This window comes from Acrocarpospora pleiomorpha (genome assembly GCF_009687885.1).
GTDB lineage: Bacteria > Actinomycetota > Actinomycetes > Streptosporangiales > Streptosporangiaceae > Acrocarpospora > Acrocarpospora pleiomorpha.
Genome location: NZ_BLAF01000009.1, coordinates 128,333 through 148,084, shown reverse-complemented (window position 1 = coordinate 148,084; position 19,752 = coordinate 128,333). Strand labels below are relative to the sequence as shown.

At 69.6% G+C, this 19,752-nt stretch carries 15 protein-coding genes; 12 read left to right on the top strand and 3 right to left on the bottom strand.

Annotated features, from left to right (window positions below; all coding sequences use genetic code 11):
- Positions 1-33 precede the first annotated feature (33 nt).
- From Aple_RS09000 to Aple_RS08950, 11 genes are all read left to right on the top strand, one after another.
- Positions 34-1,239 carry a rod shape-determining protein gene (locus Aple_RS09000; protein ID WP_174889807.1) on the top strand — a complete coding sequence of 402 codons (1,206 nt, stop codon included), beginning with the start codon at positions 34-36 and terminating at the stop codon, positions 1,237-1,239.
- A 10-nt stretch (positions 1,240-1,249) separates the two neighbouring features.
- Positions 1,250-1,963, top strand: a complete 714-nt coding sequence (gene mreC, locus Aple_RS08995) for a rod shape-determining protein MreC (RefSeq protein WP_155344039.1) — start codon at positions 1,250-1,252, stop codon at positions 1,961-1,963.
- Positions 1,960-2,478 carry a hypothetical protein gene (locus Aple_RS08990; protein ID WP_155344038.1) on the top strand — a complete coding sequence of 173 codons (519 nt, stop codon included), beginning with the start codon at positions 1,960-1,962 and terminating at the stop codon, positions 2,476-2,478. Before mreC ends, Aple_RS08990 begins: the two co-directional genes overlap by 4 nt.
- Complete coding sequence (locus tag Aple_RS08985; RefSeq protein ID WP_155344037.1) at positions 2,471-4,165, top strand: penicillin-binding transpeptidase domain-containing protein; 1,695 nt, start codon at positions 2,471-2,473, stop codon at positions 4,163-4,165. Before Aple_RS08990 ends, Aple_RS08985 begins: the two co-directional genes overlap by 8 nt.
- A gap of 14 nt (positions 4,166-4,179) precedes the next feature.
- Entirely contained in the window at positions 4,180-5,286 is a 1,107-nt protein-coding gene (gene rodA / locus Aple_RS08980; RefSeq protein WP_246264271.1) for a rod shape-determining protein RodA, read from the top strand.
- A 125-nt stretch (positions 5,287-5,411) separates the two neighbouring features.
- The gene (locus Aple_RS08975) at positions 5,412-7,601 is read left to right on the top strand and encodes a sensor histidine kinase (protein ID WP_155344035.1); all 2,190 of its coding nucleotides are present in this window, start codon (positions 5,412-5,414) and stop codon (positions 7,599-7,601) included.
- Positions 7,594-8,007 (top strand): roadblock/LC7 domain-containing protein, encoded by a 414-nt coding sequence (locus Aple_RS08970; protein WP_155344034.1) that lies wholly within the window; start codon positions 7,594-7,596, stop codon positions 8,005-8,007. Before Aple_RS08975 ends, Aple_RS08970 begins: the two co-directional genes overlap by 8 nt.
- Positions 7,997-8,350: a DUF742 domain-containing protein gene (locus Aple_RS08965; RefSeq protein WP_155344033.1), complete on the top strand. Its 354-nt coding sequence runs from the start codon at positions 7,997-7,999 to the stop codon at positions 8,348-8,350. Before Aple_RS08970 ends, Aple_RS08965 begins: the two co-directional genes overlap by 11 nt.
- Positions 8,331-8,903, top strand: coding sequence for a GTP-binding protein (locus tag Aple_RS08960; protein WP_155344032.1), 573 nt, complete (start codon positions 8,331-8,333; stop codon positions 8,901-8,903). The genes Aple_RS08965 and Aple_RS08960 overlap by 20 nt, the downstream gene beginning before the upstream one ends.
- Positions 8,904-9,014: 111 nt before the next feature.
- Positions 9,015-9,317, top strand: coding sequence for a hypothetical protein (locus tag Aple_RS08955; protein WP_155344031.1), 303 nt, complete (start codon positions 9,015-9,017; stop codon positions 9,315-9,317).
- Complete coding sequence (locus Aple_RS08950) at positions 9,317-11,254, top strand: hypothetical protein (protein WP_155344030.1); 1,938 nt, start codon at positions 9,317-9,319, stop codon at positions 11,252-11,254. Before Aple_RS08955 ends, Aple_RS08950 begins: the two co-directional genes overlap by 1 nt.
- 31 nt (positions 11,255-11,285) lie before the next feature.
- Here the strand turns inward: Aple_RS08950 and Aple_RS08945 are convergent, their stop codons facing one another.
- The 3 genes from Aple_RS08945 to Aple_RS55490 all read right to left on the bottom strand — a co-directional run bounded on the left by Aple_RS08945 (position 11,286) and on the right by Aple_RS55490 (position 17,382).
- Positions 11,286-11,798 carry a hypothetical protein gene (locus tag Aple_RS08945; RefSeq protein WP_155344029.1) on the bottom strand — a complete coding sequence of 171 codons (513 nt, stop codon included), beginning with the start codon at positions 11,796-11,798 and terminating at the stop codon, positions 11,286-11,288.
- 222 nt (positions 11,799-12,020) lie between these two features.
- On the bottom strand, positions 12,021-13,841 hold the full coding sequence (locus tag Aple_RS08940) for a WD40 repeat domain-containing protein (RefSeq protein ID WP_155344028.1): 1,821 nt from the start codon (positions 13,839-13,841) through the stop codon (positions 12,021-12,023).
- Positions 13,842-13,938: 97 nt separating this feature from the next.
- Positions 13,939-17,382 carry a discoidin domain-containing protein gene (locus Aple_RS55490; RefSeq protein ID WP_281361536.1) on the bottom strand — a complete coding sequence of 1,148 codons (3,444 nt, stop codon included), beginning with the start codon at positions 17,380-17,382 and terminating at the stop codon, positions 13,939-13,941.
- A 279-nt stretch (positions 17,383-17,661) separates the two neighbouring features.
- Here Aple_RS55490 and Aple_RS08930 point away from each other — a divergent pair.
- A partial coding sequence (locus Aple_RS08930) for a glycoside hydrolase family 3 protein (protein ID WP_155344144.1) occupies positions 17,662-19,752 on the top strand: 2,091 nt, incomplete at its 3' end.

Genomic DNA, 19,752 nt, shown 5'->3' with positions numbered 1-19,752 from the left:
AGACGGAGTTCCCCCGTCTTAAGGCTGGTAATGATGGGCATTGCGTGGGGTCTGTTCGGCCGGGACATCGCCGTCGATCTGGGTACCGCCAACACACTGGTCTACGTCCGCCGCAAGGGGATCGTCCTGAACGAGCCCTCAGTCGTGGCGATCAACCTGCACACCGATCGGATCGTCGCCGTCGGCAAGGCGGCCAAGCGGATGATCGGCCGTACCCCACCGCACATCGCCACGATCCGGCCGCTCAAGGACGGCGTCATCGCCGACCTGGACGCGGCCGAGCGCATGCTGCGGCACTTCATCAGGAAGGCGCACCGCAGCCGGTTCCTGTCCAGGCCCCGGATCGTGGTGGCCGTGCCGAGCGGCACGACCGGGATCGAGCAGCGCGCGGTCAAGGAGGCCGCCTACGAGGCCGGGGCCCGCCGGGTGCACATCGTCGAGGAGGCCATGGCCGCCGCGATCGGGTCGGGGCTGCGGGTCAGCGAGGCGACCGGGAGCATGGTCGTGGACATCGGCGGCGGCACCACCGAGGTGGCGATCGTGTCGCTGGGCGGGACCGTGGTGGCCAAGTCGATCCGGGTCGGCGGTGACGAGCTGGACGAGGCGATCATCACCTTCGTCAAGAAGGAGCACGCCCTCCTGCTCGGGGAGCACACGGCGGAACGGATCAAGATCACGCTCGGGGCCGTACAGGACGAGCGGTCGGCTGAGGCGCCGAAGGGGCGGCATCGGACCGGGTTGCCGGCGGAACCGGTGGTCGAGGAAGAAGCGGAGGAACCGCCGGAGCAGACCGTGCCCGCGGCTCGCGGGTGGAACCCGTTCCGGCGGGCCGACCAGCCGTCGCAGGCGCCGCCAGGGGAGGCGGCGGCCGAGCCCGAGGTGACGACGATGACGATCCGGGGGCGGGATCTCGTCACCGGGCTGCCGAAGACCGCCGAGATCAACCGGGCCGAGATCAGCGAGGCCATCGAAGGCCAGGTCCAGACGATCATCGACGCGGTGCAGAGCACGCTCGACCAGTGTCCCGCCGAGCTGGCCGGAGACCTGCTGGACAACGGGATCGTGCTCACCGGGGGCGGCGCCCTGCTGCGCGGCCTGGCGCATCGGCTCGGCAAGGCCACCGGCATGCCGATCCATCTCGTCGAACGGCCGCTCTACTCGGTGGCGCTCGGCGCGGGACAGTGCGTGGAGCGGTTCGGCGCGCTGCGCGAGGTGTTCCTGCCAGATTCCCGCCGCTAGGACGCCGCCGATGAGAAGCCGCCCGGCCCGCGTGCTGCTGCTGCTCGCCGCCGTCTCCCTCCTGCTCATCGCCCTGGACCGCTGGACCCCGCTCGACCCGCTCCGCCGCGCCGGTTCCCTGCTGTACGGCACGACCGCCTCGCTCATCGCCGCGGCGACCAGGATCGGCGACAACGCGGACCGATTACGCGCCCTGGAACGCGAGAACGCGGCCCTTCGCGCCGACAATCTCACCCGGCGGGAGACCTCCGCGGCGATCACCCTGCCCTACCGCGGCCTGCCCGCTCACGCCGTCGGCTTCGCCCCCGGGACCATCACCATCGACATCGGCACCGGCGACGGCATCACCCGAGACCTCACCGTCCTGAACGCCGACGGCCTGATCGGCCGCGTCACCTGGGCGGGCCCCACCACTGCCACCGTCTCCCTGCTCACCGACCGCGCCGCCTCGATCGGCGCCCGCGTGCCCTCCGGCGAGGTGGGCACGATCACCGGCCACGACGACCTGCTTCTATTGCGCCTGCTGAACCCTCAGGCCGCCCTCGCGCGCGGCGACAGGGTGACCACGCTGGGCTCCGACAATCACCGGCCCTACATCCCCGGCGTGCCCATCGGCGAGGTCATCCAGGTCAACCCCACTCCGGGCGCGCCCACCCAGACCGCCCTGGTCCGTCCGTACGCCGCGCTCACCACCGTCGATCTGGTCACGGTGGTGCTCCCGTGAAGGCCGTCGTGCTGGTGCTGCTGGCGCCGGTGGCGCAGCTGATGGTGATCGGCCGGTGGGGTGGTCCCGAGCTGGCGCTGGTGGCCGTCGTGGTGCTGGCGCGGGCGCCGGGAACGGGGGCGGTGCTCGGGTTCGTGGCGGGCATCGCGGCGGATGTCGCGCCGCCGGCGGAGCTCGCGATGGGGACCAGCGCCCTGGTCCTCACCTTCGCGGGGTACGCCGCCGGGCAGCTGGGCGCTCGCCGGTTCCAGGAGCGTTCCCTGGCGGCCTTCGGCGAGCGCTCGGCGGCCGAGCGGTCGGCGGCCTCCTGGGTCGGGCTGCTCGGCGTGATCGCGGTGGCGGCCACGCTCGCGCTGGCCGGGCTCGACCTTGGGATGGCGGTCGACATAGGCGATCTCGCCTGGCGGGTCGGGTGGAACCTGGGGGCGGTGGTCGCGGGGGCCGTCGCGGTGGTGGGGCTGTCGAGGCGGCGGGTGGGGGCCGGGCGGGCTGTGCTGCGGAGGCGATATGCCTAGGCTGCTCGCGTTGCATGTGGTCATCGGGGCGATGCTGGTCACGTTGCTCGGGCGGCTCTGGTTCCTGCAGGTGGCCGATGGTCCGGTCTACGTGCGGGCGGCGGCGGAGACGCGGGTCAGGACCGTGGCCATCGCGCCCGTGCGCGGCAGGATCCTGGACGCGACCGGCCTGCCGCTGGTGGCCAACCGCACGGTGCCGGTCGTGGCGGTGGACTACATGGCGCTCATCCATCAGGCCGATGGGGGGCGCTCTGTGCTGGCGCGGCTGGCCGAGGTGTTGCGGGAGCCGTACGAGCGGGTGGCCGAGCGGGTGCGGTTGTGCGGTGGGGAGGTCCGGCGGCCGTGCTGGCCGGGGTCGCCGTACCAGCCGATTCCGGTGGCGGGCGAGGTGGACGTGCCGACGGCGCTGCAGATCACCGAGCGGCAGGAGGAGTTTCCCGGCGTCAGCACCGAACTCCAGCCGATTCGCACGTATCCGCTGGGTGCGGCGGCTGTTCACACGCTGGGCTACGTCCAGGCCGGGGTCGGGCAGGACGGCCTGGAGGCTGGGTACGACCGCGAGCTGGCGGGAACCCCCGGCCGCCGGGACGTGGTCGTGCGCAACACCGGCGAAGTGGCGCATGTCCTGCGCGAGATCCCACCCGTCCCCGGGGCCGATCTCGTGACCAGTCTCGACGCGCGGATCCAGCAAATCAGCGAGCGCGCGCTCGCGGACGCCATCGCCGGCGCCCGGCGGCGGGGGCTGCCCGCGGACTCGGGCGCCGTCGTCGTGCTGGAAGCGACGACTGGCCGCGTGACCGCGCTGGCGGCCAACCCCTCCTACGACCCGGAGGTGTGGACCGGCGGGGTTTCCCAGCGCGAATTCGAGGCGCTGCCGCTCGCGTCCAGGGCCGTGCTCGGGCAGTGGCCGCCCGGTTCGACGTGGAAGGTCGCCTCGGTGGCCGCCGCCGCGAAGGCCGGGTACGACCTGTCCGCGAACTACGACTGCCCGGGGAACTACCGGGTGGGCGACCGATCGTTCCGCAACTTCGGCGGCCTCGCGCTCGGCCGGATGGACCTGCGCGAAGCCCTCGTGCAGTCCTGCGACACGATCTTCTACCGGATCGCGGACGAGCTCTGGGCCGACCGCAGGGACGCCGTCCTGGGCGAGGTGGCCAAGGGATTCGGGTTCGGCGCCAGGACCGGCGTCGACCTGCCGAGTGAGGCGAAAGGCGCGGTGCCGGGCACCGGCGACCTGCCGGGACACGCGGCCAACTTCGCCATCGGCCAGGGAGACGTCCTGGTCACGCCACTGCAACTGGCCCGCGCCTACGCCGCGATAGCCAACGGCGGCACGCTGTTCAGCCCTCGCGTGGCCAAGGCCGTCGTCCGCCCCGGCGGCGAGGTCATCCGGACGATCACCCCGCCGTCCACACGTGTTCCGGTCCCGCCCGGCGTCCTGGCGTTCATCCGCGACGCTCTGACCGACGTCCCCAGGACCGGTACGGCCTCCGCCGCCTTCACCGGTTTCACCCATTCCATCGCCGCCAAGACCGGAACAGCCGAAGTATCCGGCCGTGCGGACACGTCCTGGTTCGCCTCATTCGACCAGCGCTACGTGGTGGTCGTGGTCGTTTCCCAGGGCGGCACCGGCGCGGAAACCGCGGCCCCCGCCGCGCGAGCGATCTGGGAGGGCATCTCCCTATGACGATCGTCCGGCCGATGAGCACGGCGCGGGTCGCGAGCGGGCGAGGGTGGACGCCCGAGCGGGGTGGCGTGGACTGGGTGCTGGCCGGAGTGGCCGTGGCCCTGTCGGGGGTCGGGTTGCTGCTGGTCTGGTCGTCGGGGGGCGCGGAGATGGCGCGGCGGCAGGCGGTGGCCGTCGGTCTTGGCTTGGTCGCCATGGCGGTGCTGGCGCGGCTCGACCTTCGGGCGCTGCGGTCGTTCACGGCGGTGTTCTACCTGGTCGCGGTCGTGTTGCTGGCCGCGGTGCTGCCGCTGGGGGATCAGGTCAACGGGGCGCGGTCCTGGCTGGATCTGGGGTTGCGGTTCCAGCCGTCGGAGCTGGCCAAGGTCGCGCTGGTGCTCGTGGTGGCGGTGCCGCTGGCCCCCGGAGATCGCGGGCCGAGAGCGCGCGGCGTGCTGGCCGCGCTCGGGCTGGCAGGGCTGCCGATCGGGCTGATCATGCTGCAGCCGGACCTCGGCACGGCGCTGGTGTTCACCGCGACCACGGCCGGCGCGGTGCTCGTGTCCGGGGCGAGCAAGCGCCTGATCGCGGGGCTGGTGCTCGCCTCGGCCGGGGCGGTGGCCTGGCTGGTGACGGTGGCGCGGCCGTACCAGATCGAGCGGCTCGCGGTGTTGCTCGATCCGTCGGCCGATCCGGGCGGCAGCGGGTACACGGCGGCGCAGGCGAAGATCGCGATCGGCTCGGGCGGGTTGCTCGGGCGGGGGTTGTTCCAGGGCGAGCAGACGGCCGGGGGGTTCGTGCCCGAGCAGCACACCGACTTCATCTTCACCGTCGCCGGTGAGGAGCTGGGGTTCGCCGGGTGCGCCGCGATCCTGCTGCTGGTCACGGCGCTGCTCTGGCGCGGGCTGCGGATCGCCGCGGCCAGCGCCTCGCCGTACGGGCGGGTGGTGGCGGGGGCGGTCGTGAGCTGGCTGGCGTTCCAGGCGTTCGTGAACGTCGGGATGACCGTCGGGCTGATGCCCATCACCGGCCTGCCGCTGCCCTTCGTCTCCTTCGGCGGCTCGGCCACCATCGCCTGCCTGGCCGCCGTCGGCCTGCTCCAGTGCGTACGCCGGACCAGATCGGCGATCGTCTCCGGTTAGCACCACAGTTGCGGGCGGGGCCGGAGGAGAACTATGTTGCTCTGATTGTGGCGGCGCATAATCAGCGCTGCCGTGCGTTCGGGGGCGCTGCATGCTGGCGCCATCACCCGAGCGAGACGAGAGCCATGGGTTTAAAACGTGACACCATCCGATCCAAGGCGTTCTCCCTACTCGTGGTCCCGCTGCTGTCGCTGACGGCGATCTGGGCCTACACGGCGGTCACGGCCATCGGCGAAGCGACCACACTGCAGGGGATCGCGGCACGTTACAGCTCCTATCTGGGTCCCGTGGAGGACCTCAACAACAACCTCCGCGAAGAACGCAGGCTCAGCGTTGTCGCGCTCCACGACGACCGCGACGCGCGCGGCGAGCTGACCAGGCAGCGCAGTGCCACCGACAATGCCCGGGACGTGTTTAGGGCGGCCACCGCCGAGCAGGACCCGCAGACCCTGCCCGAGCAGACCATGGAACTGATCGCCCAGCTGGACGGGCTGTCGGCGACCCGGCGGTCGATCGACACCGGCACCAGCACCGGCCTGACCGCAATGAGCGTCTACAGCGACCTGGTGGACGAGGTCTACGGCTTCATGGCCGGCCTGGCCCGCAACGACGGCATGTCGCTGGAACAGTATTCGCAGATCCGCTCGCTGGGCTCGCTCGAACTGGCGGTGGACCTGCTGGCCCGCGAGCAGAGCCTGATCGCCGACGCGGTGGTCAAGAAGGATCTCGGGCCGTCCACCCACACGGCCTTCAGCGAGCTGGTCAGCAGCCGGAGGTTCCTGCTCCGCAACGGTCACAGCGACCTGAGCCCGGCGTTGCGGGTGGAGCTGGAGCGGATCTTCGCGCTGCCCGTGTACAGCGGGGTGGTGGCGGGCGAGAACCGTATCGTCGCATTCGTGCCGACGCTGGGCGAACTGCCGTACGAGCTGGAGCAGTGGCTTCGCGACGCCGACGAGGTGAGCGCCGCCATCGAGCGGGTCACCGAGGTCGCGACGGAGCGCGCCCGCGACGACGCCGAGTCCCGGATCACCGCCGTGTTCACCAGGACCGCGCTGATCAGCGGCCTCGGCCTGATCGCGGTCGTGCTGTCGATCCTGGTCTCGGTCCGGTTCGGCCGCCGCCTGGTCCTCGAGCTGAGCGCCCTGCAGGAGTCGGCCGTCGCCATCGCCAGGACCCGGCTGCCCGATCTGGTGCGGCGGCTGCGCGACGGCGACAGCGTGGACCCGGCCGAGGAGACCCCGAAACTGGCGGAGGGGCGGACGGCCGAGGTCAGGCAGGTCTCCGAGGCGTTCAACTCGGTGCTCAGCGAGGCCGTGCGGGCCTCGGTCGGGCAGGCGGAGCTGCGCCGCAGCGTCGGGCAGGTCTTCCTCAACCTGGCGCGGCGCAGCCAGTCGCTGCTGCACCGCCAGCTCAGCCTGCTGGAGGTGATGGAGCATCGGGAGGAGGAGCCCGAGACGCTGGAGGATCTGTTCCGGCTCGACCACCTGTCCACCCGCATGCGCCGGCACGCCGAGAACCTGATCATCCTGTCCGGTTCGGCGCCGAGCCGCCGCTGGCGGGAGCCGGTGCCGATCTTCGACCTGGTTCGCGGCTCGGTGACCGAGGTGGAGGACTACACCCGGGTCACCGTGCACGAGATGCGGCACGCGCCGACCGTGGTCGGCACCGCCGTCACCGACCTGATGCACCTGGTGGCCGAGCTGATCGAGAACGCCACCGTGTTCTCACCGCCGGGCACCCGGGTGTTCGTCCGCGGCGAGACCGCCGCCAACGGCTACGCCATCGAGATCGAGGACCGCGGCCTCGGGCTCGAGCCGGGCAAGCTGGAGGCGCTCAACCGTCGGCTGGCCGAACCGCCCGAGTTCGACCTGGCCGACAGCGAGCGGCTGGGCCTGTTCGTGGTGGCCCGGCTGGCCGCCCGGCACGGGGTGAAGGTGGTCCTCCGCCCGTCCCCGTACGACGGGGTGACGGCGATCGTGATGATCCCGCCGAGCATGCTGGCCGCCGCCGACGAGCGGCCTACCCGCCCGGTACGGCACCAGCCACCCCCACCACCCCCGGCACGCACCCCACCCGTTCCTTCGCTCGTCGTGAGCGAAGACGACGACATGGAGGGGTTGCCGCAGCGGGTGCCGCAAACACATCTCGCCGCCCAGTTGCGGGGCGCCGAGCCGGAACGTCCGAGCAACCAAGCAGACATCGACGCGTCCACGGCGGAGCAGCGGGCCGGTCTGATGACGGCCATGCAGCGCGGCTGGGAACGCGGGCGCAGAGAAACGCTGTACGGCACACGAAAGGACAGCACCGATGGCTGAACTCGCGAAGGAGCTGGACTGGCTGCTCGACGACCTGATCCGGCGCACACCCGGTGTCCTGCACGCGATCGTGCTCTCCGCGGACGGGCTGGCGATGGGCGGCTCCCAAAGCCTGAACCGCGAGGACACCGAACATCTGGCGGCGATCGCGGCCGGCAGCCACAGCCTGGCCCAAGGGGCGGGGCGGCGGTTCGGAGTCGGCGGCGTCCGGCAGACGATCATCGAGCTGGACTCGGCGTTCCTGTTCGTCACCGCGGCCGGGGACGGCGCCAGGCTGGCCGTCATGACCGGCGCGGACGCCGATCTCGGGGTGGTCACCTACGAACTGACCATGCTGGTGAAACGGGTCGGGGAGCATCTGAGCACGCGACCGCGGGCCGCGAGCGGGCAGGTTCATGGGCGCTGAGGAAGACCCGGGGCCGCTGGTCCGCATGTACGCGGTGACCGGTGGGAGGGCCCGGCCGATCGGGGAGGCGTTCGACGTCGTCGCGGTGGTGACGACGCTCGGCATGCCGTACGAGCTGGTGGGGTTGTCGCCGGAGCACATCACGGTGCTCCGGATGTGCGTCCGGCCGACGACGGTGGCCGATATCGGCGTGCGCCTGCGCCTGCCGCTCAACATCACCCGGGTGCTGCTGAGCGACCTGCGGCGGGAGGGCCTGGTGTCGATCGATCGCCCGGCGGCCTCCGCCGCCGCCATGAACGAGCGGATCTATCAGGAAGTGCTCAATGGACTACGCGCGCTCTGAGACCTTGGCGATCAAGATCCTGGTCGCGGGCGGCTTCGGCGTGGGCAAGACCACGATGGTATCGGCGGTGAGCGAGATCCAGCCGCTGCACACCGAGGAGCTGCTCAGCGACCGCAGCGCGGCGGTGGACGACACGACCGGCGTGGAGATGAAGCTCACCACCACGGTCGCGCTCGACTTCGGCCGGATCACACTGCGCGAGGGCCTGTGGATCTACCTGTTCGGCACGCCGGGGCAGGACCGGTTCTGGTTCATGTGGGATGAACTGTCCATCGGCGCCCTGGGCGCGGTGGTGATCGCCGACACCCGCCGCCTCGGCGAGGCGTTCCCGGCGGTGGACTACTTCGAACAACGGAACATCCCATTCGTAGTGACGGTGAACTGCTTCGACGGTGCGCGGCGGCATTCGCCTCAGGCGGTGCGCAAAGCGCTCGCACTGCCGGAACACGTCCCGGTGGTGCTTTCCGACGTCCGCGACCGCGAATCGGTGAAGGAGATTCTGCTCACCCTGGTACGGCACGCCCGCGAACACGCGCCCTCCCTGACCGCCTAAACCCATAACTTCGGCGAGCGGAAGGGCCGATAACCAAACGGTCTTTCTACGCTGGGGTGGAGTATGGGACCTTCGGCTTGGATCGGTATCCGTACGGGAGCGAGGGCCCGGATGGCTGAGACGGCGAATCCGATGCACACGGCGTTGCTGGACTTACAGCGCCGAATTCGCACTGAATTGCACGTGATCGAGCAGACACTGGCGAAAGCCGACAAGCACATGGGCGGCGGGATGGTGTGGCTCGGGCCGGAGGCCCGGCGGTGGCGTGACGACCTCGGCCTGCGGCGGACCCAGCTCCGGCGGGCATCGGACCGGGTGGAGCGGGCGATCGACGACGCCCTGGCCGGGCAGCCCGTCAGGGTGCCGGAAGCCACGGCGGACGCGTATCGGCGGCAGCGAAGTGGGCGGTTGTGATGACGCCCTACAGTTCCGAGTTCCGTGGGGTCGACCCTGACCGGATGCTCGCGATGATCAATTCGATGGAGGCGGACGCGGAGGCGTTGGAGGCGTTCGTGCAGCGGTTCCGGGGGGAGTTCGTGCAGCTGGGGGTCGACACGTCGGCGTTGACGGAGCTGGAGCGGATCAGCGCGTGGACGCGGGACCAGCTGCCGTTGATGCGCCGCCGCCACGAACTGGCGATAGCCGCCGAGCGGGTGGGCGGGACCGCGTTCGTGCAGATCCCCGACGTCACGATGACCTTGGCCGAGGCCCACGCCAAAGGCCGGGACCTGGCCGCCATGTTCAGCACCGGCATCCTCTCCAACAAGGACTTCACCGCGAAGTTCAAGGGTGAACTGGTGCATCAGCACATCGGTGAACTCAAACAGCTCGCCGGTGACCAGGACGCCTCAGCCGCATTCGTGGCCGCGCTGCCCGGGCCGGTACGACAGGCGTTGCCGAACCTGCTGATGGAGACCGGCAGCTCGACCGCGCGTGCGGATCTGGCGGCGTTCTCGACGGTGTTCGGCGCGGCGTTGCGTGCCACCAAACCGCCGCCGGGGATGGCCGAGTACAAGCGTGAGCTGGCGACTCCGACGAATGAGGACGCGGCCTGGCAGCGGCTGGCGCTGCTGAAGGGCTCGGGCGCGCCTTCGGATGTGCTGGCGCAGACCGCACGGCTGGTGCTGGACCGCTTCGCGGCCGACCCCGGCCAAGACTGGTACGGCGGCGGGCTGGACGAATATCGCGCCTACGGATTACCGGGCGACTCGGTCGCCCTGGCGTTGCAGGTGATCGCCGACGACCCGGTCGCGGTCCGGTCGGCGTTCACCGAGACGGGCCGCCCGGAGCGGATGAGCCGGCTGTTCGAGTACGCCCAGCGTCATGAGGGCGACATAGCGGACGTGCTCGGCCGGGCGCTGGCGACCGGATCGGGCGTCCACCACGAGCAGCCGGGCGCCCACAGCGCCGACGCGGCAGCCTTCGCCTTCGACACCATCACCACCACCGCGTCCTTCGGCCAGAACATCCCGACCGCCGCCCAGGACTCCATGGCCGAACTGGCCGCCTCCTACCGACACGAAATGTTCGCCGGCGCCCGCGTCGATGACGGCAATTTTCGCACCTCGGGCATGACCGCACCCCCCGATTTCTCGACGATGCCCGGACTGACTCCGAGCTTCTATCTGAGTCCTCAGCACACCTACGGCTTCCTGAAGTCCTTCGCCGCCGATGAGAACAACACCGACACCTTCGACAAGGCCATGGGAGAACTACGCCATGACCTCCTGGTTCGAGCCGCCCGTCTGGACGGCGAAGGAGCGCGGGGAAATCCGCCCAAAGATTCCGGCTACTTCGGAGTGACGGCCGGGGGGATCGGCGACCTGATCGGCATGGAGTACGCGGCGGCGCTGAAGGTGCGCGGTGACATGGACGCGTTCGACGAGAAGATCCGCGGCATCATGACCGACACCGTGTCAGCCGGGCTGGGCGCGGTACCTGGTCCGGAGCAGGGAGTGGCCTGGCTGGCCTGGCAGATGTCCATGTTCGGCACAAGCAAGCTGCTGGACACCTTGAAGGAAGGGGACCCGGCGGATCGTGTGGCCAAGCTTGACGGTGCGCGCGACAAATGGATTCTCGCGCAGCGCTACGACGTCGCCACCAAATTGTGGGAGGGAGAATATCCAGCCCATCCGCCGTGGCCGACCACTCTGATGAGAAGCGGCAAGCCACTTCCGCTGAACGAGGTTCTCAACGACGTCACGAAACTACAGGCGTTCTACGATTGGTCGGATTCGACGGACAAGGACGGGGAAGGCTCGACCTTCGACAAGAAGCTCACAACGGGGGTTCGCGGAGAGACCAGCCCTGAGTCCGTGGCGACAGCCAAAACGTACGAGAAGAAGTCATAGCCTCACGCCTCACAGCGACTCGACCTGCTGGCTACTCACACCTGGTCTCGCCGTTGATCTGCGCGGCGATCCTGGTGTCCGACGGCAGTGAAACGGTGAATGAGAACCGTAGTCCGGCTGCCTCTTTGACCCAGACAATGGTGCGCGTGGGGAGGACGTCTGCTTGGCTGGGACCGCTGACGTCTCTCTCGTATCCTCGTTCGGCGAAACTGTATCCGATATCTCTTGTCGCTCCATCGAGCTTGTTGTCCGGGTCAGGGTTGAGCGTCGGCAATTGGCCAACGGCGGTAAAGACGCGCTTGACCTTGCCGTCGCCGCAGGGAACGTCACTGGCGGCCGTATTCGTGATGTTGATCGACTCGTCCACCCAGTCATCCCACGCCATGACGGCCTTACCGTCCGCAGCCAGTTGGGCACCGGCTTCTTGCAGGGACAGGCCAGACGAACATCCAGTCGCCGCGACCACTGCCAGCAGTCCGACCAGGCAATTCCGTGCGACCCGCAACCCGTACCTCCACGACGTCACAACCGGATCCAGCTTCACGCCGACTAGGCCGGTATACCATGTATCAACTGACCTTGGAGCCCGGGCTCATCCACCCGCCCGGGCAGGTCCAGCGAATCACGAAAAGCGTGGAATACGGGGCTAGGCATTATCGCCACGAACGCGAATAACCAGTCAAGCCATTCCGCCACCCCGGCATGATGGTGGTGGTGGGAACGTTCACCTCCAAGATAAGAATCACAACCCGGAGATCGCGCCTCCTCACCGGCCGCCCAGGTCCCACATCCGGATCCTCTCGTCGCGGCCGGCTCTGATCAGCAAGGTGCGGCCGTTCAGGTGGGTGAGTTCGATGATGCCGTAGCGGCGGCCGACGGTGAGGGGTGGGCCGATTGGGGTGGTGTCGGTTAGGTTCCAGGCTCGGGCGGTGCCGTCTTCGGAGGTGGTGACCGCGATTGGGCGGTCGCCGATGAGGCCGGTTCTGATGTGGGAGATTGTTCCGGTGTGGCCGGTTAGTGGGGGGAGTTCGCGGCCGGTGCGCAGGTCCCAGATGCGGACGATGGGGCCGGCGGCGCTGAGGACCAGGGTGGTGCAGCGGGCCTGGGCGACGGCGGGGCGGGCCTCGCGGTGGCCGGGTGAGCGGACGTCGGGGATGGTGCCGAGGCGGCGGCCGGTGTAGAGGTCCCAGATTCTGATGCGGTTTCTGACGTCGATCACGACGTCCTGGTCGGCCAGGCGGGTGACGATGGCGCGGGTGACGGGCTGCTCGCCGGTGATCGGGATGGGTGCGCCGATGGGGGTGCGGGTGGCCAGGTCGCGTAGGCGTCCCCGGCCGGATTCCTCGCCGAGGTGAGCGGGGCGGCCGTGGAACGAGAGGATCGGGCCCACGCCGAGGCCCGCGAGGACCGGTTCGAGTTTGCCTCCGGGGTCGAGTTCCCAGTAACGCAAGCCGCTATCCCAAGTGGTGATTAATGGCTCCATTCCCGGAATGTCAGTGAAGAGCGGATATTTCAGCGTTAGCGGGCGATCGTGGAGGACTTCGAGGCGTTGGAGGGTGGTCAGGTCCCACACCATGAGCGTGCCGTCGGCGCTGCCCGAGACGAGGATTCCGCGGCCGTCGCGTTCGGCGACGGTGAACGAAACGATCTCGTCGATGTGGCCGATCGGGGTCGTGGCGGCGAGTTGTGTCGCGGTGGTGAGGTCCCAGAGGCGGAGGGCGTTGTCGCCTCCCCCAGAGAGCGCGACCGGACGGCCGTCCAGGTCGCCGACGGCCAGGTGGACCTGGTCGTAGACCAATCGTGTGTACTGGTCCGCGGGGACGGGCGGGGGGTTGCCGGGCAGCCGGGCGATTTCCTTCCGCGTCGCCGGGTCCCAGAGGGAGATCGTGCCGCGCGGCGGGTAGGCGGTGCCGAGGTCGTAGCGGTCGGTGCCCAGGTTGACGGTGAGCAGCACCGTCCTGCCGTTGATCGTGGCCTTGCGCACGGTCGAGAAGTCGCCGTCGATCCTGCCCGCCTTGCGGCCCGAGGCGAGGTCCCAGAGGGTGACGCGGTCGGGGCCTGGCTCGTTCTCGTCGCCGCCGTTGTCGTTCACCGCGGCGGTGAGCCGCCCGCCGAGGGTGAACAGGACCATCGCGCGGACGCCGTTGTCCTCCCCGAGGTAGACCACGGGCGCAGCCTGACGGCCGGTGGCGACGTCCACGACCTTCAGCTCGTCCGAGGCCACGACACGGACCATCCGGCCATTGAGGGTCCGCGTATCCTCCGCCTCGCGGACGATCTTGCCGCCGCGCTGCGGTGTGCCGACCGGCGTCAAGCCTGGCAGCGCCCAGGCGCGCAGGGTGCCGTCCTGGCCGGTGCTGACCGCCACGGTCTGGTCGCCGCGTCGCTCGAAGCCGACGCCGGTGATGTTGGTGTGCTCGTCGCCGCCGAAGGTCCGCGCCTCCCCGAACCCGGCGGGCGCGGCCGTGCGGGGCCGCTCCACGCACAGACTCTCCGCGTACGGCCAGCGCGGCGCCACCGCACCGGACGAAGCCCGCGGCACAACCCCGGCCACCACCAGGACGACCACGACCAGCGATCTCCTCATGCCAGTGAGATCACGAAATATCGCCCATGGTTCGCGCAGTCGTGCAATCGTGACCCGAAGGCGGCCGTCGCGCCAGCGCGCGACGGCCGCCCAAGGGTTAGCTGTAGATGCCGAACTCCCAGAGCGAGTAGCCGTAGGGCGTGCCGCGCTGGGTCATGTTCACCCGGACGTATCTGGCCGACACGTTCAGGTCGATGCCGTCGAAGCCGCCGTCACCCGTGGTGGTGGTGAAGACGTTGGTCCAGGTCGTGCCGTTGGGCGAGGTCTGGATCTGGTACACCTTGCCGTACGCGGATTCCCAGCCGAGTTGCACGTGCCTGATCGCGGTGGTCGCGCCGAGGTCCACCTGGATCCACTGCGGGTCGGCCCATTCGCTGGCCCACCGTGAGGTGAAGCTGCCGTCGGTGGCCCGGTTCGGGGTGAACGGGCCGCCGTCGCCGGTCGCCTGGGACGTGGACGCGGTGGTCGGCTTGCCGATCGCCACGTTGGTGCCCGGGACCACCGGCGGCACGACCCGGAACGACTTCTGCTCGATGCCGACGTTGCCGTGGCCGTCGTACGCGTAGACGTACACCTTCCAGACGCCCATCTGCTGCGGCGCGGTCACCGTGAAGCGGCCGGGCGCGGTCTGGGTGAAGCGCACGTGGTCGAAGCCGCGGTTGCCGTTGATGTGCTTGTTGCTGTACATCAGGTTGTATCTGATCAGGTCGCCGTTGGGGTCGGTGGAGGGGGCCTCGACGGTGAACGTCTGTCCCGCCGGGACTGCGGTGGGGGTGCTCACCGTCATCGAGGTGATCTCGGGTGGGGTGTTGGCGGAGGCCACGCCCGTGTACGCCTGCTTCAGCGCGTGGTAGCCGTGCCGCCGCCAGCCGCCGGTGAACGTGTTCAGCCAGACGCCGCCGAAATCGTTCTCCAGCCCGTAGTGGAACTCGGTGGCGCCCAGCGCGACTCCGGTGTGGCCGTGGATGGCGTTCCAACTGGCCGTGTACATGGCACGTTTCTGCAGGTCGGTCGGCTCGGTCGGGACACCGTTGACGTCGTTGGGAACCTCCCACTCGCCGTCAGGGCCGGCCTCGGTGACGATGTAAGGCTTGGTGTAGCCGCCGCTGATCCAGTCGGTGCGTACGGTGCCGATCGCGCCGTAGGAGTTCACCGCGAGCAGGTCCAGCGACGGGGAGTGCGCCTTGTAGTACGTCCAGGCGTGGGTGTAGGCGTCGGTCGAGGTGACCGGGTGGTTCGGGTCGGCGGCGTGGATGGCGTCGGCGACCTCGTTGACGAACTTCGCGTACGCCACCCGCCGGGCCTCCACCACGTCAGCCGGGAGACCATGGTCCTGCATGGTGAGGATGACCTCGTTGCCGACATCCCACATCAGCACGCCCTGCCGGTTCTTCAGCGCGTTGACCCGCGCGACGATCTCGTTCTTCACGCTCGTCTTGTACGCGGTGTCGTTGACGTAGTCGGCGCCCTGGTTGAGCCAGTGCCCGACGATCACCTTGATGCCCTGCTGGGCGGCCCGGTCGAGCAGGACCGGCGTCTGGGTGTCGTCCACGCCCCAGGTGCGGATCGTGTTGACGCCCATCGCCTTGAGGTCGCGCATGTAGCCGTCGGCGGCGGCCTGCGGCGGGCCGTAGGTGAGGCCCTTGATCTCCTGCGGCACGCCGTTGACGGTCAGCTGCCAGTTGCCCTGCGTGCCGGTGACGCGGACGACGCTCGGCCCGGCCGGAGTGGCGGGGTCGGTCATCGGGGTTGGGGTGGTCCCGGACTGGCGGGCGACCGAAACCCAGTCGACGTTGAGCGTGCCGCCGGAGGTGGTGTCCGCGGTGGGCGTGGTCGTGCCCGCGAGCGCGTTCGGGAGGGAGCCGCCGATGGCCAGGTCGAGGCGGAGGTAGAAGCCGTGGTGCACGGCGGCCTGCCAGGCGGTCACGCCGACCTGGCTCTCGCGGACCACCCAGGTCTGGCGGCCGTCCAGGTAGAAGCGGATCTCCTCGTCCTGCTTGGTCCTGTCGATGATCTGCGTGTACTCGTGGTAGCCGGTCTGGCAGCCGTCGCAGGTGGCGAAACCGCTGGTGCGGCCGTTGTACTCGTTGCAGGCGCCGTCGGGGGCAGTGCCGCAGTGGAGGGTGTTGGCGAGCTGGCCGCGGCCGTTGACGTTGGTCATGATGTCGGTCTCGCCGACGGTGGGCCAGTTGTTGTAGTTGCCGCGGTAGGCGGCGCCGGTGGCGCGGAAGCCGGGCCAGTAGCCGAGGGGGTTGGCGACGTCGGGCTGCTTTAGGCGGGCGGAGAAGCGGAGCATCTCGCCGGGCTGGGGGGCGAAGTCGGTGCGCTGGGTTTCGACGCGGCCGGAGGTCCAGGCGCCGGCGCCGTCCTTGAGGGCCTTGATGGCGAGGGTGCCGGTGCCGTCTAGGGAGACGTTGGCGGTGGAGGCGGACATCGTTTCTACTTCGCCGGTGCCCCAGTTGGCGGCGCCGCCGGGGTATTGGGTGCCGGTGCGGAGGAGCCAGTTGGTGGCGCTGGGGGAGGTTCCGGCGGGGCCGGTGAAGTCGTCTCGCCAGGCTTCGATCCAGTTGCCGGGGTCGGGGGACGGGGATGGGGACGGGCTTGGGCTCGGGCTCGGGCTTGTGGTGCTTCCCGCGTGGACGGCGAATTCGTAGAGGGAGTAGCCCCAGCCGGTGTTGCGGGCGGTGCCGTGCATACGGATATAGCGACCGCTGCCGGAAATATTCAGGGTTTGTGTGCTGCCGGTGCCGGTGGTGGTCGTGTAGATGTCTGTCCAGGTTGTTGCGTTCGGGGAGGTCTGGATTTTGAAGGCGGTGGCGTAGGCGCCTTCCCAGGTCAGGACGACCCTGCAGATCTGGTGGGTCGTGCCGAGGTCGATCTGGAGCCACTGCGGGTCGCTGTAGGCGCTGGACCAGCGGGTGGTGGGGTTGCCGTCGACGGCGGCGGAGGCGGGGGTTCCCGCGTTCTCGAGCGAGGAGGCGGTGGCGGGTTTGCCCTGGGCGACGTTGAAGGGGTCGCAGGTGGGGGTTGGGGAGGGGGTGCCGGTCGTGCCGTACACCTGGAATTCCCAGAGGGAGTAGCCGTAGCCGGTGCCGCGGGCGGTGCCGTACATGCGGATATAGCGACCGCTGCCGGAAATATTCAGAGTTTGTGTGCCGCCGGTGCCGGTGGTGGTTGAGTAGATGTCTGTCCAGGTTGTTGCGTTCGGGGATGTTTGGATCTTGAACGCGGAGGCGTACGCGGCTTCCCAGGTCAGGACGACCTGGGACACTGTGGCCGTGGCGCCCAGGTCGACCTGGAGCCACTGCGGGTCGCTGAAGGAGCTGGCCCAGCGGGTGCCGGTCAGGTCGCCGTCGACGGCGGCGGACGCGGTGTAGGCGGCGCCCTCGGAGGAGGAGGCCGTCGCGGGCTTGCCCTGGGACAGCAGGGTGTCGGCGGCCAGGGCCGGGGTGATGAGCGCCAGGCCGGCCGCGACTAGTGCGGCGATCATGGCGGTGACCAGGCCTAATCGCAGACGGCCTGAGCTGGGTGACGGGTGCACGGGCTCTCCTCGGAACGGGGGGTGCCGGCCGGGACCGGGAACGTTGGGGAGAGCGCTCTCCATACCGAGAGATTGGCGCTGCCGGACAAGGGTTGTCAAGGGGGCTCACGGGGCGAATCGTCCCAATCCGAAATGTTCCGCTCACTTTCCCGACACATGATTTTTCGGGGTTTATCGCGGGTTAAGGGTTCTGAGCTTGGCCATTGACAGGGATCGGAGCGGGCCCTGACCCTAGGGCCTAATGGAGAGCGCTCTCCGTACTCGACGAGAGGACCTGGCGTGATCGACGACGAGCTCGACCACCTGGTGGAGAAACTGGACCTGGCGCAGAAGGTCCGGCTGCTCGCCGGCGCGACGGTGTGGCGCACCCACGCCGAGCCCGCCATCGGCCTGCGCGCCATGCTCAGCTCCGATGGCCCGGTGGGGGTGCGGGGGGAGGGCTGGGATGAGCGGAACACCTCGCCGACCCTTCCTTCGCCCACCGCGCTTGCCGCGACCTGGGACGAGGACCTGGTCGAGCGGCTCGGTGCGCTGCTCGCGGCCGAAGCCCGCCGCAAGGGCGTGCACATCCTGCTGGCGCCCACGCTCAACCTGCACCGATCAGCGCTGGGTGGCCGCCATTTCGAGTGTTTCTCGGAGGATCCGCTGCTGACCGGGCGGATCGGCGCGGCCTACATCCGGGGGGTGCAGTCCGGCGGGGTGGCGGCCACCGCGAAACACTTCACCGCAAACGACTCCGAGACCGACCGGATGACAGTCGACGTCCGCGTGGACGAACAGGCTCTGCACGAGCTCTACCTGGCCCCTTTCGAGGAGGCGGTCAACGCCGGAGCCTGGGTCATCATGTCCGGCTATAACGCGGTAAATGGGACGACAATGTCAGAAAGTCCCCTACTCGCGGATCCGTTGAAGGAGCGCTGGGGATTCGACGGGATCGTCATCTCCGACTGGGGCGGAGTGCGCTCCACTCTGGCCTCCGCCCAGGCCGCGCAGGATCTCGCCATGCCCGGTCCGAACGCGTACTGGGGTGACGCTCTCCTGGCCGCCGTACGATCCGGTGAGGTTCCCGAGTCCGCCATCGACGACAAGGTCCGCCGCATCCTGCGCCTGGCCGAGCGCGTGGGAGCGCTGGATCCCGGCGGAAATGACACGCCTGACAATCCGGCCGATGGGGAGCACCGTGCCCTCGCGCCGCGAGGCCCAGGGAGCCATCCCCGAACGAGTGACCCGGATGCCGCGTTATTGCGCCAGGCTGTTGCCGCGGGATGTGTCTTGTTGCGGAACGAGGGCGCCCTGCTGCCGCTCGACCCCGCGAACCTGCGGAGAGTGGCAGTGATCGGGCCGAACGCGGCGGCCATCCGGATCCAGGGCGGGGGAAGCGCCGGGGTATATCCGGATTCCGTCGTCTCGCCGCTGGATGGCATTCGCGATGCTCTGTGCGGAACCGCCGAAGTCGCGTACGCCCCTGGGGTGTCGACAACCGATCTCCCCACGCCCCTGGAAACCGCGAACGCCCGCAATCCCCGCACCGGCGAACCCGGCCTGCTGGTCCGGATCCTGGACGCCCACGGAGTGGAGATCCACGCCGAACACCGCCTGACCGGCCGCCTCCTGGAACCAACCGTGGTCGAATCCGCCGCGACCGTCGAAGTCCGCACCCTGCTAAATCCGGCTATATCCGGAGATTGGCGGCTAGCTGTCGCCGGGTGGGGACGCGTCACCCTGGAAGCCGACGGCCGTACGCTCCTCGACGAGGAGATCCCGCGCGACACCGACGACCCCGCGACCGTGCACCTGCACCCGCCCTACCGCACCACGCACCTCGCCCTCACCGCGCAAACCCCCGTCGAACTCGTCGCCAGGCGGCAACTCGCCCCCGACACCGGCCGCGCCACCGTGCTCGCCGCCGACCCACCCCGCCTCGACGACGACCGCGAACTCGCCGCCGCCGCCGACCTGGCCAGGACCTGCGACGTCGCCATCGTCGTCATCGGCACCACCGAAGAGATCGAAAGCGAGGGCCGCGACCGCACCTCCCTCGCCCTCCCCGGCCGCCAGAACGACCTGGTCACCACCGTCGCCGCCGCCAACCCGCGCACCATCGTGATCGTCAACTCCGGCGGCCCGATCGCCATGCCCTGGCACACCCAGATCCCCGCCCTCCTACTGACCTGGTTCCCCGGCCAGCAGGCCGGCCACGGCCTCGCCGACATCCTGCTCGGCGCCACAGAACCCGGCGGCCGCCTCCCCACCACCTGGAACGATTCACCCATCACCACGACCACCCCCACCGCGGGCACCCTCGACTACACCGAATCCCTCAACATCGGCTACCGCGCCTGGCTCCACCGCCCCGACCCCCCCACCTAC

Excerpts from the sequence above, each read along its gene's own strand:
- Aple_RS08960 (WP_155344032.1), top strand. The coding sequence starts at position 8,331 with ATGGACTACGCGCGCTCTGAGACCTTGGCGATCAAGATCCTGGTCGCG.
- mreC (WP_155344039.1), top strand. The coding sequence starts at position 1,250 with ATGAGAAGCCGCCCGGCCCGCGTGCTGCTGCTGCTCGCCGCCGTCTCC.
- Aple_RS08970 (WP_155344034.1), top strand. The coding sequence starts at position 7,594 with ATGGCTGAACTCGCGAAGGAGCTGGACTGGCTGCTCGACGACCTGATC.
- Aple_RS08965 (WP_155344033.1), top strand. The coding sequence starts at position 7,997 with ATGGGCGCTGAGGAAGACCCGGGGCCGCTGGTCCGCATGTACGCGGTG.
- Aple_RS08985 (WP_155344037.1), top strand. The coding sequence starts at position 2,471 with ATGCCTAGGCTGCTCGCGTTGCATGTGGTCATCGGGGCGATGCTGGTC.
- Aple_RS08955 (WP_155344031.1), top strand. The coding sequence starts at position 9,015 with ATGGCTGAGACGGCGAATCCGATGCACACGGCGTTGCTGGACTTACAG.
- Aple_RS08975 (WP_155344035.1), top strand. The coding sequence starts at position 5,412 with ATGGGTTTAAAACGTGACACCATCCGATCCAAGGCGTTCTCCCTACTC.
- Aple_RS08940 (WP_155344028.1), bottom strand. The coding sequence starts at position 13,841 with ATGAGGAGATCGCTGGTCGTGGTCGTCCTGGTGGTGGCCGGGGTTGTG.
- Aple_RS08950 (WP_155344030.1), top strand. The coding sequence starts at position 9,317 with ATGACGCCCTACAGTTCCGAGTTCCGTGGGGTCGACCCTGACCGGATG.
- Aple_RS09000 (WP_174889807.1), top strand. The coding sequence starts at position 34 with ATGGGCATTGCGTGGGGTCTGTTCGGCCGGGACATCGCCGTCGATCTG.
- rodA (WP_246264271.1), top strand. The coding sequence starts at position 4,180 with ATGAGCACGGCGCGGGTCGCGAGCGGGCGAGGGTGGACGCCCGAGCGG.